This window comes from Gemmatimonadota bacterium (assembly GCA_041390105.1).
Classification (GTDB): domain Bacteria; phylum Gemmatimonadota; class Gemmatimonadetes; order Longimicrobiales; family Gaopeijiaceae; genus JAGQIF01.
Map to the genome: position 1 here is coordinate 22,416 of JAWKQO010000002.1, position 13,396 is coordinate 35,811.

A 13,396-nucleotide genomic window follows, 5' to 3' on the forward strand; every position below is an offset into this window, starting at 1 on the left:
GGCCTAAAGCTAAGGAAAACAGCGTCGGGGGCGAGCGCCCCTGCGGCAGCCCCAGCGTGTCCCCTCCGAGGAGGCGCGACGCATGAGCGGGGCCACGGGCGGGGCTACGCCCTGGCGGGCGGTCGCGGATTGGGAGGAACGCTGGCCGTGGCTCCTGGCGCGCGTCACGCACCCGGGAACCGGCGGCCACCCCTTCGATCTGCGCCTGTTCGGCGGGGGCTCCGTCGGTGCGGCCGATCGCTGGCTGTCGCTCCGAGCCGAGAGCGGCTTCGCCACGGTGGTGCATGCGCCCCAGGTACACGGAGCCCTCGTCCTGGTGCACGACCACCTGCCGGACGGGCTGTGGATCACCGACCCCGCCGACGGTCATGCCACCGCCCGGCCGGGGGTGCTGCTCACGGTGAGCGTGGCGGACTGTGTCCCTGTGTTCCTGGTCGATCCCCGCCGCCGCGCCTTGGCGCTGTTGCACGCGGGGCGAAAGGGAGTGGCTGCCCGCATCCTCGCTGCGGGTCTCGAGCGCTTGCAGGCGTTGGGATCCGACCCGGCCAACGTCCACGTGCACCTGGGACCGTCCATCTGCGGACGGTGCTACGAGGTGGGCCCCGAGATCCACGAGGAGCTGGGGCTTTCCCGTCCGGACGGCCCCACCCCGGTCGATCTGCCCGCTCTGCTGCGGAGTCAGGCCGAGGCGGGCGGCGTCCGCAGCGATCAGGTGTCCACCTCGGGGGAGTGCACCCGCTGCTCGCCGAGAGGCCGTTGGTTCTCGCACCGTGCGGGTGACGCCGGGCGCCAGGTCGGTCTTCTGGGGATGCGCGCGTGACGATCGGTCTGTGCGCTCGCTGCGCGCATCACCGCGTCATCGAGAGCCGGCGGGGCTCCCGCTTCCATCTCTGCGAGCGTTCGCGCACGGATCCCCGCTTCGCCCGTTACCCTCCGCTCCCGGTATGGACGTGCGAAGGCTTCGAGCACAGGATGCAGGATCCACCGTCGCCAGCGGATCCCCGGGAGCCCGGCGCCGAGGAGCACGGTTCCCCCAACGAAGGAAGCACATGAGCGAGCCTCTCTACACCAGCCGTTCTCAGGTTGCGAAGGTCGAAGGCGTGCACCGACGCGCCCGGCTGGAAACGGGCACCACCTTCGAGATGGGGGTGCACGGCGCCATCAAGCGGCACTACGGACTGGAGGATGCGCGGGACCTTCCGCTCCCCGTGGACTACATCGTGGCTGCCACCGGCGGCTGAATGCTGGGGACACTCAATGGCGCACTGGAGGTGCGCGGGATTCGGCTGGCTCCGGACGCGATCGAGGCGGACGTCACCGGGATCAACGAGGAGCGGGATCGCATCCCGACGCTCGTGGAGATCCAGGTGGCGTATCGACTGCGGATCCCGTCTGGAAGTCGTGAGACGGTGGACCGGGCTCTGGAGCGGCATGCGCAGAAGTGCCCCACGGCGCGTTCGCTCGAAGGAGCGGTGCGCGTGACGTTCAGCGCGGAGATCGAAGAGGAGGAGTAGCGGGCAGGGGGTGTCGGGAAAGCCACTGCCGCATCGCCGCCAGTGACGCGCGCGGGCGTTCCTCCGGAACGACGTGACCGCAGCGGTCGAGGACCACCAGTTCCGCATCGGGAAGCGTGCGGCTCAGACGCTGGCCGATGGAGAGGGGCACCACGATGTCCTGCCGACCCCAGAGGAGCAGGGTGGGCAGCGTCATGGCGGGGTAGCGGTCGGTCAACGCGTCGAGATCCGGTGGGAGGATCTGGCGTGCGCTGGTGAGCAAGCCATAGCGCCCTCCCCGTCGTCCCAGCGGTTCCGCGTAGTTGTGGACCCACACCTCGTCCACGGCTGCTGGGTCGAATACGATGGACGACAGAGCCATACGGATCACCCGCTCGGGCGACAGCAGGCCGAGCGCCACCCGGCCCAACAGCGGTACCCGGGCCAGCGAGATGAACCGCGGCAACGGCTGCGGGAAGGCGGGGCCCGCCACGATGACCAGGCGCTCGACGCGGCGTGCGCTGCGCTCCTGCTGGAGGGCGCTCAGCAACGCCACCCCGCCCCCGAGGGAGTGCCCCACCAGGGTGATGCGCTCGAGGCCCGCCCAATCGAGCCACGCGTCCAGCAAGGCCGCGTGATCGTGCGGGGAATAGCGGCCGTCCCGCGGCTTGGGCGAGTCTCCGAACCCCTTGAGGTCGAGCGCGAAGACCTGATGGTCGCGCGACAGGTCCGGCACCCAGAATCGCCAGGTGCTCTGGTTGCCTGCGAACCCGTGCAGGAGCACGAGCGGTGGTCCTCGTTCACCGGTCCGCCGAAACGCGAGGGGCGAGTCGGCCGGGTCGGTCACCAGAGCTCCACCTGCTCGCCGTCTCCCAGCCGCACCACACGCGCCCCGAGCGTGTCCAGGCGATCCGCCAGATCGCGATGGCAGGTGAACACGAAGATCTGACGGGAACGCGACAACTCGCGCAGCAGGCGGAAGCCCTGATCGCGGCGCTCCGCGTCCCAGTTGACGAAGCTCTCGTCCAGGAAGAGCGGCAGTCGTTCGCGGCCGCTGTCGAGGTGGTCGACGACCGCCAGGCGGAGCGCCAGGTAGATCTGCTCCTTGGTCCCGGTGGACAAGGGTCCAGCCACGTCGATGCCGGGCCCGCCATTGTGCTTCACGTACAGCATGGCGTCGCCCGGCCCTTCGCCCGTGGTCAGGGAGCGGTAGCGCCCGCTGGTGATGCGGGCCACGTAGTCGGCACCGCGCCGGACCACGTCCGGCTGATGTCGCTCCCGGAAGCGGCGGTCGGCCTCTTCGATGATCCGAGCCAGCAGCACCTTGCGGTCGCGCTCCCGCTCCTGACGCGCGCGCTCTTCCTTCAGGCTCTCGATCTCGGAGTCCACGTCCGCGACCGAGGGCCCGCTCTTCAGGTGCGTGAGGTCCTTCTCCAGTCCGGCGACCTCGCCCCGCAGGTCCTCGATCTGTTCGGTGAACTCCTGCACCTGCGCTCGGGCCTCGGCCAGGGCCTCCTCACGCACGGGGCCCAGCTCCGCCGCGTGACGCTCCAGCTCCACCCGCAGGCCGGCAACGCTGCCGTGGCGAGCTTCGATCTCCGCGGTCAGTCGCCGCGCCTCCCCGCCCTGGGCACGGGTCTGCTCGACCGTCTGGATTCCGCGCTCCAGATCCCCTTCTCCAAGACGCTCGAGTCGGTCCACCAGGGCGGCACGGGCATCCTCGGTCTCCCGTTGACGAGCGCGGACGGCCTCGTGCTCCTCGGCGAGGGCCTCCGCGGTTTCGGCGAGCGAGCGTGCTTCGGCGGACCAGGCGCCCGCCTCGGTGCGGCGGCGTTCCAGCTCCTCCAGGGTCCGGGTCAGCCCTCCGCCCCCGAAGATCCCGAAGCGCTCGGCCAGGGACTCGGCTGCTTCCGAGCCCCGCTCGACGTCCTGCAGGAGGGAGGCGCGGCGCTCCTCGAGCCGGCGGGCCTCGTCCAGTCGGGTCCGACGCCGCTCGGCGGCCAGCTCGGCGTCGACACGGGCTCGCCGCTCCTGCGCCTGCCGCGACCAGGCCCAGGCCCCGGTCGATCCGGCCAGGAGGGCCAGGGCGACGCCCACGATGCCGGCCAGGCCGCTCCCGGAGCGGGCCCAGACCAGCAGCGCCACCAGGGCAGCGGCGCCGGCCAGTGCGGCGATCCAAGCGGGGAACCTGGCCGCGGGCGGCTCCACCACAACGGAATCGAGGTCGGCCGGAGGGCGGGGTTCCCGGTCCAGGGCGGCCAGCTCGGTTTCGGCCGCCAGTGCCCGCAGGGCCTCTGCGCGCACTGCCCGCCACTGGGCCTCGGCCTCGAGGACCGGGGCCGCGCGCGCCCCCAGCTCCGTGGCCCGCTCGACCCGGCCGCGGCGGCTTCGCTCCAGCTCGGCCACCCGCTCCCCCAGCCCCGCGGTATCACGCACCAGACGCTCCAGCTCGCCCCGCGGGTCCAGCGGGAGGCTGGCCGTTCCCGGGGCGGCGGCGCGGGCAGCGAGCGCTTCGAGACGCTGCAGGCGGTGGGAGTCCGGTAGCAGACGCTCCAGCCGCTCCACGTGTGCGAGGCAGGACGCGCGCTCGCTGCGCAAGCGGACCAGCGTCTCGCGTCGCTCCCCCCAGGTGCGGTCCAGCGCGCGCACGCGGGTATCCCTCTCGGCCGCCTCACGGCGCCGTTGCTGGAGATCCCGGATCTCGTCGGCCAGGGCGCGGCTGCTCTGGTTGCCCCGCCGGTTCGGGCGCCAAAGGCCGCCCGCCTCCGCCAACAGCTCCTCCAGCACCTCACTGGCCGGCCGGACGTCATCGGCGATCAAGGAGGCGATCATGCGGTCCTGGATGGCCGACCAGGTGGCCCCCTCCAGCCGGCCCAGCTCTGCCAGCGTCAGCGCGTACACCTGTGTGAACACCGAGCGGGGGACATGCTCGACGAACGGAAGCGGACGGTTGCGCAGGTCCGTCTCCGCGGCGGCGACCTCCAGCCGACCCCAGGGGGCGCCGAGCAGCCGGCGCTTCAACACCAGCTCGGTGCCGTCATCGAGGCGAAGCGCGGCCTCCCCCTCCATCTGCACGCCCGTCCAGGGTGCGTAGGGGTGGCGCTCCAGGGCCGCCGGCGAGAACCCGTAGAGGAGCGTGGTCAGGAACGAGAAAAAGGTGCTCTTGCCACTCTCGTTGGGCCCCGTCACCACGGTCAGCGGGGCCAGGGGCTCGGGCCCGGAGTCGAACCCCTCGAAGCGCCCGAATCCGCGGATCGCCACCCGCTCGATCTTCACGCTCCCGTCTCCGGATCCGGGATCCGCAGGAGCGCCACCAGGCCGGGGCCCGCGTCCATCAGCAGGCTGCGCAGATAGTCATCGCGCCTGGCTCCAGCGGGCTCGTCGCAGCCGGCCAGCTCCCCGGGATCGACGCGGGAGAGGGATTCCTTCCCCGCCTCCAGGTTCGCGATGAGGCGGAGTGCTTCGCCCAGCACGTCGTCCCGGTCCAGATGGTCCTCGACACGGAGCACGGGATGGGTGGACGACCACACCTCCACCGCCAACGCGCCCAGGCGGCCGGCCAGCTCGTCTTCCAGCACCCGCAGGTCGTCTGCCTCCGCGAGCTCGCGGCTGAGGGGGCAGGGGCCGCTCAGCTCCACCCGGACGATCCATTCGTCGGCCCCGGAGCCCTCGGAGTCCAGGCGGTGCCTCCAGGAGGCCTCGACGGTGCGCACCAGCGCGTCCAGCGAGTGGCATTGATCGAGGGCATCCACGGGGAGGGTCTCGAACCGCAGTCGGGCCGTCTCGTGGAAGCTGACCTTCGGCGCCCGCGGGTCGGTGAGGTCCAGCAGCTGGACGCCCCGCGGCCCGGTCTCGTTGAAAGTGCGACCCTGCGGGTTGCCGCAGTAGCTGATGAGCGGGCCGGTGTGGAGAACCTGGCGGCGGTGGACGTGGCCCAGGGCCCAGCAGTGGTATCCGGTCCGCAGCAGGGCTTCCAGCGTCGTCGGCGCGTAGGGATGGTGGCGATCCGACGATTCTGCGCGCCGTACCTGGGTGTGCAGGACCGCGACCTCGGGAAGTCGCTGCTGGGGCGGTGGCGGCAGCAAGTCCGAGAGGTCCCGCGTCTCGTGGGAGGTCGGGTGGCCGATGGCTGTGACCGCGCCCACGGGCGTGCCGTCCGGCGCGCTGATCTCGACGCGCACGGGCTCGGCCCGCGCCACCACGGTGAGGGACTCGGGCCAGGGGAGCTCGAAGGCCCTCGACCCCAGCTCCGGGGCGTCGTGGTTGCCGGTGGCGTAGATCGCAGGGATTCCGGCCTCGGCGAGTCGGCCCATCTCGGCGAGCAGGAAGCGTTCGGTGTCGAAGGAGAGGCGGGACCCGTCGAACAGATCTCCGGCGATCACCACCGCGTGGACCTGCTCGGCCAACGCCAGGTCCACGGCGCGCCGCAGGGCGTCGCGCGATGCGCTGCGCAGGCGTTGCCGCACCAGCTCCGAGCGACCCGGAGAGGGTGTGTCCAGATGGACGTCGGCCAGATGCAGCAGTCGCATTCCCTAAGCTATCGGGCGCAGGGGACACGCTGAAGGGCGATGGGGGCCCGCGCGTGCGTGCCGCGGAACCGTCTTTGCATGGAGATTCGCAGGCCCGCGGCCCATTTGCGTCGCTGGGACACATACATAGCTTTTGGACACTCCACATCTCCCAACCGCTACGGTTCTCTTCCCCGACCATGAGCCAGGCCACCGAGGCCGCCGTCCAATCCATTCGGGCCAAATCCCCCGAGGCCGGCGCTGTCTGCGACCTCCTCCTTGAACGCGTCGCTCCCGATGAAGCAGGCTTGGCCGTGCGCCTGGCTGAACGCGTCTTCACCCGCGCCCGCCCCGAGTTCGCGCGGGAGCGCAGCGCGGAGTCGCTCGCCCAGCTGATCCTGGGCATCCTGCGCTTCCTGCAGGCCAGTCGCCCCGACCGCGTAGACGTCCAGGTCATCAATCCGGATCTGGACAACGAGGAAGGCTGGTATGCTCCGGTGACGGTCATCCGCACCAACGTCTCCGAGCGACCTTTCGTGGTGGACACGCTGCGCGAGTTCCTGCACTCGCAGGGCATGGAGATCGAGAACTACATCTATCCCATGCTCCAGGTCTCGCGTACGCCGCAGGGCCGCGTCTACGACGTCCGCCCTCCGGAGGACCACGACCTCGAGTCGCTCATCCACTGCGAGGTGGGTCGCGTCACGGATCCGGAGACGCTCGAGTTCCTGGAGGCGGAGATCCGCCGGCGGCTGACGGACGTGGTGGCGGCTACCGACGACTTCGGCTCCATGATCACCGCGGCCAATCGCGTAGTGGATCGGTTGTCGTCGTCCGCTCAGGACCTTCCGTCCCTGGCGAGCGAGCTCCAGGAGATCGAGGAGTTCCTGCGTTGGCTCCGTGACGGGGGGTTCGTCTTCCTCGGCTACCGGGCCTATCGCATCGAAGGAGATCCGACGTCTCCCGAGAAGCGTGTCCAGGTCGAGGACGGCTCCGGCTTGGGCATTCTGCGCGACGAGTCCAGCTCGTCGTTCGCGCGACCGGTGCCCGTCTCGCAGATCCCGAGCGGCATGCGTCCCTTCGTCGATCAGGGTCCGACTCTGATCATCAGCAAGACGAACGCCGAGTCGACCGTGCACCGACGCGCCCGCATGGACTACATCGGCGTGAAGCGGCTGGACCAGGGCGGTCGGATCGTAGGCGAGGACCGCTTCCTGGGGTTGTTCACGTCCAAGGCGTTCGGGGAGGACGCGGCGCGCATCCCCATCCTGCGCACCAAGCTGCAGGAGATCCTGTCGGCATCGGGCGTCAATCCGGGCTCGCACGACTACAAGGAGATCATCACGATCTTCAACTCGATGCCGAAAGAGGACTTGTTCCTCTCTCCTGCATCGGTGGTGGGCAGCGAGATCCAGACCATCCTCAAGGCCTACCACACGCACGACGTGCGGGTCGCGACCCGCGAGGACCGGCTGGGCCGTGGTGGCGTGGTGACCGTGATCCTCCCGCGTGAGCGCTTCTCGGCCGAAGTGCGTAAGAACGTCGAGGCGCTGCTGAAGGAGCGCTTCGCGGCCGAAGTGCTCAACTACCATCTGGCCTTGGGGTCCGGGGATCAGGCCCGGCTGCACTTCTCGTTGGCGGCACCGCCGGACCGCTTCCACAACGTCGACCGCGAGGCGCTGGAGCACTCGGTGCTCGCGATCATCGTGAGCTGGGCCGACCGCGTGGCCGAGGAGCTGGCGCAGGTGCGCTCTCCCGACGAGGCCCGCCGCCTCGGTCAGTGGTACGGGGAGGCGTTCAGCCGTGAATACCGCGTCGCCACCGACGCTGGCACCGCGATCCGCGAGATCCTCGAGATCGAGGCCATGATCGCGGACGGCAGGAGCGAGTCCATTCTGCTCTGGAACCCCGCCGAGGAGGGGGACGGCGAGCGCTGGACGTCCCTCAACCTGTACCTGCGTGGCAGCAAGCTGGTCCTGTCGGACTTCATGCCGATCCTGGACAACATGCGCCTGCGAGTGCTGGGCGTGACCCCCTTCGATCTGACGGATTCCAGTGGGGTCAAGACCGTCATCTACGCGTTCCAGGTCCAGGGGTCCGACGGCTCGCCCATCACGATCAGCGAGGTGGGCACGCTGCTCTCGGATGCGCTGTTGGCGGTGCGAGCGGGCGACGCGTCCAACGACGCCTTGAATGCATTGGTGGTGAAGGCCGGACTCACCTGGCGTGAGGTCGAGGTGCTGCGTGCCTACGCGACCTATGCCTTCCAGCTCGGGGCCGTGCCCAGCCGTCAGATCCTCCCAGCGACCTTGATCCGCTATCCGGATCTGGCCGCGTTGCTGTTGGAGGCGTTCCGTACGGCCTTCAATCCGGACGGTCCTCCGGACCGGGAGTCGCGCAACGCGGAGCTGGAGACGATCGAGGCACGCTTCAGGAGCAGCTTGAAGCGAGTCGATTCGCTGGCCGAGGATCGTGTGCTCCGTAACGCCTGGACGCTGGTGCGGGCGACGGTGCGCACCAACTACTACCGGCATGGTGGCCGGGCGGCCACGGGGCGCTCCGGCGGCGTGCCGTACATCTCGCTCAAGTTCGATTGCACGCGCATGCCGGACCTCACCCGGCACCGCCTGCTCTACGAGGTGTGGGTGCGCTCCCCTCGCATGGAAGGTGTGCACCTGCGGGGAGCCAAGGTCGCGCGCGGCGGGATTCGTTGGAGCGATCGCCCGGATGACTTCCGCACGGAGATCCTGGGCCTGGTCAAGACCCAGATGGTCAAGAATGCCGTGATCGTGCCCGCCGGCTCCAAGGGCGGCTTTGTGACCTTGCGGCGTTTCGACGACCGCGAAGCCCAGGCCGAGGAAGCCAGGACCCAGTACCAGACCCTGATCCGCGGGCTGCTGGACCTGACCGACAATCTGGTGGACGGACACGCCACGACGCCTGCGGGTGTGTACGCGCACGACGACCCGGACCCGTATCTGGTGGTCGCGGCCGACAAGGGAACGGCCACGTTCTCCGATGTCGCCAACGCCATCTCTGCCGAGTACGGCTTCTGGCTGGGTGACGCCTTCGCGTCCGGAGGTTCGAACGGGTACGACCACAAGGCCGTCGGCATCACGGCCCGCGGCGCCTGGGAGTGCGTCAAACGTCACTTCCGCGAGAAGGGCAAGGACATCCAGAGCGAGCCGTTCACCGTGGTCGGGATCGGCGACATGAGCGGTGACGTGTTCGGTAACGGCATGTTGCTGTCGAGACAGATCCGGCTGCTCGCCGCCTTCGACCACCGCCACATCTTCATCGACCCCGATCCGGATCCCGAGCGCTCCTTCCTCGAACGAGAACGGATGTTCAAGCTCGGGCGCTCGAGTTGGGCAGACTACGATCGCACGGTGATGAGTCCGGGAGCGATGCTGGTGCCGCGCGGGGCCAAGGAAGTGGAGTTGACGCCAGAAGCACGCTCTGCACTGGGCCTGACCGCGGACGTACCGGTGGGGGATGGCGAAGCGTTGGTGCGGGCCATCCTGAAGGCTCCCGTCGAGCTCCTGTGGAACGGCGGCATCGGGACCTATGTGAAGGCGTCCGGCGAGAGCCACGCCAACGCCGGCGATCCGCCCAACGACGCCGTGCGCATCGACGCTCCCGAGCTTCACGCCGAGGTGGTGGGCGAAGGCGGGAATCTGGGCCTTACGCAACGCGCCCGTGTCGAGTATGCGCTCCGGGGGGGGCGCCTGAACACGGACGCGCTGGACAACTCGGGTGGCGTTGACCTCTCCGACCATGAGGTCAATCTCAAGATCCTGCTCAACGCTCTGGTCACGGATGGGCGCCTGGGCTTGGATGGCCGCAACCAGTTGTTGGAGGACCTGACGGACGAGGTGGCGGACGCCGTGCTCGCCGACAACGACTCGCAGAGCCTGGCCGTGTCGCTGGACGAGCTACGTGCTGGGGAGAGCCTCGACGACTTCCGCCACCTGATCTCCGGCTTGGAGCGCGAAGGCCTGTTGGACCGGGCCGCGGAGACGCTCCCCACCTGGGAGGAGCTGTCGGAGCGACGGGACCGCAATCAGAGCCTGACGCGGCCCGAGCTGGCCGTCCTCCTGTCCTACGCCAAGATCCACGCGACACGGGCCACGCTGGACAGCGGCGTGCCCGATGACCCTGCGGCGGCGTCGTACCTCGTGCACTATTTCCCGCCCCGCGCGGCTCAGATGGCCGGCGCCGAGGTCCTGCACGGGCATCGCCTGCGCCAGGAGATCATCGCCGGGCAACTCACGAACGACCTGGTGGACCTGATGGGCGCCACCTTCGTCTACCGGCTGGCGTCTGAGACGGGCCACAGTGCGGGTGAAGTGGTGCGGGCCTGGTTGATCTCTGCCCGTCTGGCGGACCACCACCGGGTGTTCAAGGCCCTGGATGAGCGACGCGACCTGCCCGCCGCCACCGCCTACGCCTGGCGCATGCGACTGGCCCGGGTGTTCGAGCGCACGACGCGGTGGGTGTTGGAAAATGCCAACGCGGATGAAGCCGTGGCGACGATCGTGGAGCGCAATGCCGCCTCGCTGGAGGCGCTCCGCCGCGCATTCCCGGACGTGGTGCGGGGATTCGACAAGTCGGTCTACGAACAGCGCGTCGCCGAAGCCGTCAGCCAGGGTGCCGACCCGGCCTTCGCACGTGATGTGATCACGCTTCGCTACCTCGACCATCTGCTCGAGATCCTGGTCATCGCCCGGGAGACGAAAGCCGAGGCTGTCGACGCGGCTCGTGCCTTCTACGCGGCCTCCGAGGTGATGTGGTTGCCGTGGCTACGCCAGGAGATCTTCCGCACGGCCGGCCATGGCCACTGGGAGCAGCGCGCGGCCCAGGCGCTGAATGGAGACCTCGGACGGGCCCATCGCACGGTGGTGGCGCGTCTGATGGAGATGGTGAGCGAAGGCGGCGTCGAGGAGGCACTGTCCACGCTGCGCAGGACCGAGCAGCGGGGTGCCGCTCGCATCGCGCGCCTGGTCGAGGAGATCCAGACCGAGAACGCCCAGGGGCTCGCGCCCCTGTCGGTGGTGGTGCGGGAAGTGAGCGCCCTCGGCCGTCGCGTGGGCGGCAACGGCGGGGATGCCCGTCCTTGAGGGTTCGGCCTGAGGAACAGGGCGGGTAGGCCACGCGGCCCTACCCGCCCTGGCTCAGTCTGCGGGAGCCCGGTTCCGGACCTTCACTTTCAGCCCGAAGGTCTCTTCGAAGAGGTTCTTCTTCTTGGTGAGCGCCCAGCGCTCCAGGAGGAGATCCCCGCGCCCGGTCATCTCCAGCTTCAACCCCATGCCTTCCACGCGAGCCTGCACGTCGTCGACCATGCCCGAGTGCTGTCGGTCCAGTGCGTCTGCCAGGCGCAGCAGCGCGCCCAGCTGCGTCACCCGCACCCGATCGTCGTCGGGTAGCGCCATGTAGTGTTCGTGGTGCGGTGCCGGTCCCGACTTGCGGTGGTAGCGGGCCACGTTGGCCACCACACGCATCTCCTCCGGCGAGAAGCCTGGAAGCTCCGAGCCACTGATGATGTACAGCGAATGGTGGTGGTGACGCTTGTAGGAGATGAACAGTCCGATGTCGTGCAGGATGGCGGCGGCGCGTAGGACGAGTCGGTCGCGAGCCTCCAGGCCGTGCAGGGCGCCGAGCTGTGTGAAGAGCGTGTCGGCATGCCGTGCCACGGTGAGTCCGTGTGCCTCGTCGAAGAGGAAGCGTCGTCCCAGGGCCACGGAGGCCGTCGTGATCTGGTCGAGCTGACGCTCCTCGTGCTGGCGGCGCGACAAGAACTGGTCGACGAGGTCGAGCAGGATGCCTTCCTTGACGCCGACGAAGGGCACCTGGATCTCCCTGACCTGAGCCAACTCAGCCACCCGCGCGTACACCATGGCCGCGGGTAGGATGACGTCGGCCCGGTCGTCGCGTAGCCCCAACTGCTCCACCTTGTCGTTGAAGGAGAGGCGCGCCAGCAGCTCGATGGCCGAGGTGAGGTCATCCACGTCCAGGCGGGCCACACCTCGCTCGTCCGGCGTCGCATGCACGAAGTCGGCGAGCGCTTCGATGTTCCCTCCCGTCGCGATCAGGCCGGCCGGCTGCCAATAGGCGGCCGCGGAGGGAAGCCGTAACACCGACACGTACTCGCCGAGCAGACGACGGAACCGTCCGGGATCGTCGCCCGCCACGGACAGCTCCTCCAGCAGTCGTACCGATCCCATGGTGTGCGATTGCGCCCACAGCATGCCGACATCGTCGGCCAACGAGACCTCGACGGATCCACCTCCCACGTCGACCAGAAGCCACTTCTGTTCGCGCAGATCGATCCGTCGACCGACCGCCAGATGGACGAGGCGGGCTTCCTCGGAGCCGCTGATCATCTCCAGCTCGATTCCGGTCTCCGTCAGGATGCGCTCGACCAGTTCCTCGCCATTGCGGGCTTCGCGGACGGCGCTGGTGGCAACCGCCCGGAAGTGGGTGATCTCCAGGCGGTCGAGGTGCTCACGGAAGCCGGCGAAGGCCTTTACGGCGGCGTCTACGTGCTCGGCCGCCAGGCGCCCGGACAGGAAGACCTGGTGGCCGAGGCGGATGGGCACGCGCTCGTAGTGGACGGGGTGCCAGCGGGTCTCGCTGAAGAAGTCGGCCGCCAGGAAGCGGATGGCATTGGAGCCCGTGTCGACACAGGCTACCCGGACCGGGAACGTGAGCGCGTCCCCGAGTGGGGCCGCCAGCGTGGAGGCTTCAGCCGTCGCCATCAGCGGCGCTCCACCGAGAGGGACAGTGCCGCCGTGGGGCCGCCCAGGTCACCCGGGACCAACCCCGGCAGGTCCTCCACCCCCCAAGCCTGGCGGAACCCCAGGGCCGCGCCCAGGTGAAGGCGTCCACCGAGGAACCCCCGGCGGGCGCGCAGGCTGGGCTCCAGCAGGAAGGCGTTGTCGGCGCCCTTCTCGAAGCCGACCAGCGCATCGCGCAGGCGGGCCCGACCGGCGCCCACCAGAACGCCCAGGTCCACATCCGCACCGGGGCGGCTCCACGCGCGTACTCTCACCTGCAGGCCTCCATACCCGAAATGCAGCCGCTCCTCGCCTCCGGCCCGCTGCAGGTCCAGAGCATCCGGGAGACTGCGTCCCTGTCCGCCGAGGTAGAAGCGACGGCCGATCCAGACACCGGCGGACAGACCCCAGAGAGGAACGGCCTTCCCCGTGAGGGACGTCGCCCCGACCGAAGCTTCCAGCGCGCCCTCCACCCGACCCGGATCGACGTCTCCCTGTTGTCCTTGAACCGGTGGAGGGTGCAGCGTGCTCAAGGCCAACAGAATGGCGGAGAAGGCCAGACGGAGCGTATGGGATGGGCTCAGCACTCTCGACCGGTTCGGCCCGCCTGCTCCTCCGA

9 protein-coding genes are annotated in these 13,396 nt (G+C 69.5%); 4 read left to right on the forward strand and 5 right to left on the reverse strand.

Translation table 11 applies throughout. The annotated features are described in order from the left end of the window. Nucleotides 1-82: 82 nt before the first annotated feature. From R3E10_09515 to R3E10_09525, 3 genes are all read left to right on the forward strand, one after another. Entirely contained in the window at nucleotides 83-820 is a 738-nt protein-coding gene (locus R3E10_09515) for a polyphenol oxidase family protein (GenBank protein ID MEZ4415984.1), read from the forward strand. Between the two features lie 229 nt (nucleotides 821-1,049). After that, nucleotides 1,050-1,241, forward strand: coding sequence for a hypothetical protein (locus R3E10_09520; GenBank protein ID MEZ4415985.1), 192 nt, complete (start codon nucleotides 1,050-1,052; stop codon nucleotides 1,239-1,241). Beyond that, complete coding sequence (locus R3E10_09525) at nucleotides 1,242-1,514, forward strand: OsmC family protein (GenBank protein ID MEZ4415986.1); 273 nt, start codon at nucleotides 1,242-1,244, stop codon at nucleotides 1,512-1,514. It abuts the gene before it with no gap. Here the strand turns inward: R3E10_09525 and R3E10_09530 are convergent. The 3 genes from R3E10_09530 to R3E10_09540 are packed head-to-tail and all read right to left on the reverse strand — an operon-like array spanning nucleotide 1,486 to nucleotide 6,022. Next, nucleotides 1,486-2,340, reverse strand: coding sequence for an alpha/beta hydrolase (locus tag R3E10_09530; GenBank protein MEZ4415987.1), 855 nt, complete (start codon nucleotides 2,338-2,340; stop codon nucleotides 1,486-1,488). The two genes, R3E10_09525 and R3E10_09530, sit on opposite strands and share 29 nt — an antisense overlap. Further along, nucleotides 2,337-4,769 carry an AAA family ATPase gene (locus R3E10_09535; GenBank protein ID MEZ4415988.1) on the reverse strand — a complete coding sequence of 811 codons (2,433 nt, stop codon included), beginning with the start codon at nucleotides 4,767-4,769 and terminating at the stop codon, nucleotides 2,337-2,339. The genes R3E10_09530 and R3E10_09535 overlap by 4 nt, the downstream gene beginning before the upstream one ends. After that, a complete protein-coding gene (locus tag R3E10_09540) occupies nucleotides 4,766-6,022 on the reverse strand; it encodes a DNA repair exonuclease (protein MEZ4415989.1) in 1,257 nt (418 codons plus the stop codon). The genes R3E10_09535 and R3E10_09540 overlap by 4 nt, the downstream gene beginning before the upstream one ends. A 179-nt stretch (nucleotides 6,023-6,201) precedes the next feature. On the opposite strand from R3E10_09540, the gene R3E10_09545 reads away from it, so the two are divergent. Next, on the forward strand, nucleotides 6,202-11,121 hold the full coding sequence (locus R3E10_09545) for an NAD-glutamate dehydrogenase (protein ID MEZ4415990.1): 4,920 nt from the start codon (nucleotides 6,202-6,204) through the stop codon (nucleotides 11,119-11,121). Nucleotides 11,122-11,175: 54 nt separating this feature from the next. Here the strand turns inward: R3E10_09545 and R3E10_09550 are convergent, their stop codons facing one another. Further along, on the reverse strand, nucleotides 11,176-12,759 hold the full coding sequence (locus R3E10_09550) for a Ppx/GppA phosphatase family protein (protein ID MEZ4415991.1): 1,584 nt from the start codon (nucleotides 12,757-12,759) through the stop codon (nucleotides 11,176-11,178). Further along, complete coding sequence (locus tag R3E10_09555; protein MEZ4415992.1) at nucleotides 12,759-13,364, reverse strand: hypothetical protein; 606 nt, start codon at nucleotides 13,362-13,364, stop codon at nucleotides 12,759-12,761. The genes R3E10_09550 and R3E10_09555 overlap by 1 nt, the downstream gene beginning before the upstream one ends. Nucleotides 13,365-13,396 lie beyond the last annotated feature (32 nt).

Excerpts from the sequence above, each read along its gene's own strand:
- R3E10_09515 (MEZ4415984.1), top strand. The coding sequence starts at position 83 with ATGAGCGGGGCCACGGGCGGGGCTACGCCCTGGCGGGCGGTCGCGGAT.
- R3E10_09520 (MEZ4415985.1), top strand. The coding sequence starts at position 1,050 with ATGAGCGAGCCTCTCTACACCAGCCGTTCTCAGGTTGCGAAGGTCGAA.
- R3E10_09525 (MEZ4415986.1), top strand. The coding sequence starts at position 1,242 with ATGCTGGGGACACTCAATGGCGCACTGGAGGTGCGCGGGATTCGGCTG.
- R3E10_09540 (MEZ4415989.1), bottom strand. The coding sequence starts at position 6,022 with ATGCGACTGCTGCATCTGGCCGACGTCCATCTGGACACACCCTCTCCG.
- R3E10_09545 (MEZ4415990.1), top strand. The coding sequence starts at position 6,202 with ATGAGCCAGGCCACCGAGGCCGCCGTCCAATCCATTCGGGCCAAATCC.
- R3E10_09550 (MEZ4415991.1), bottom strand. The coding sequence starts at position 12,759 with ATGGCGACGGCTGAAGCCTCCACGCTGGCGGCCCCACTCGGGGACGCG.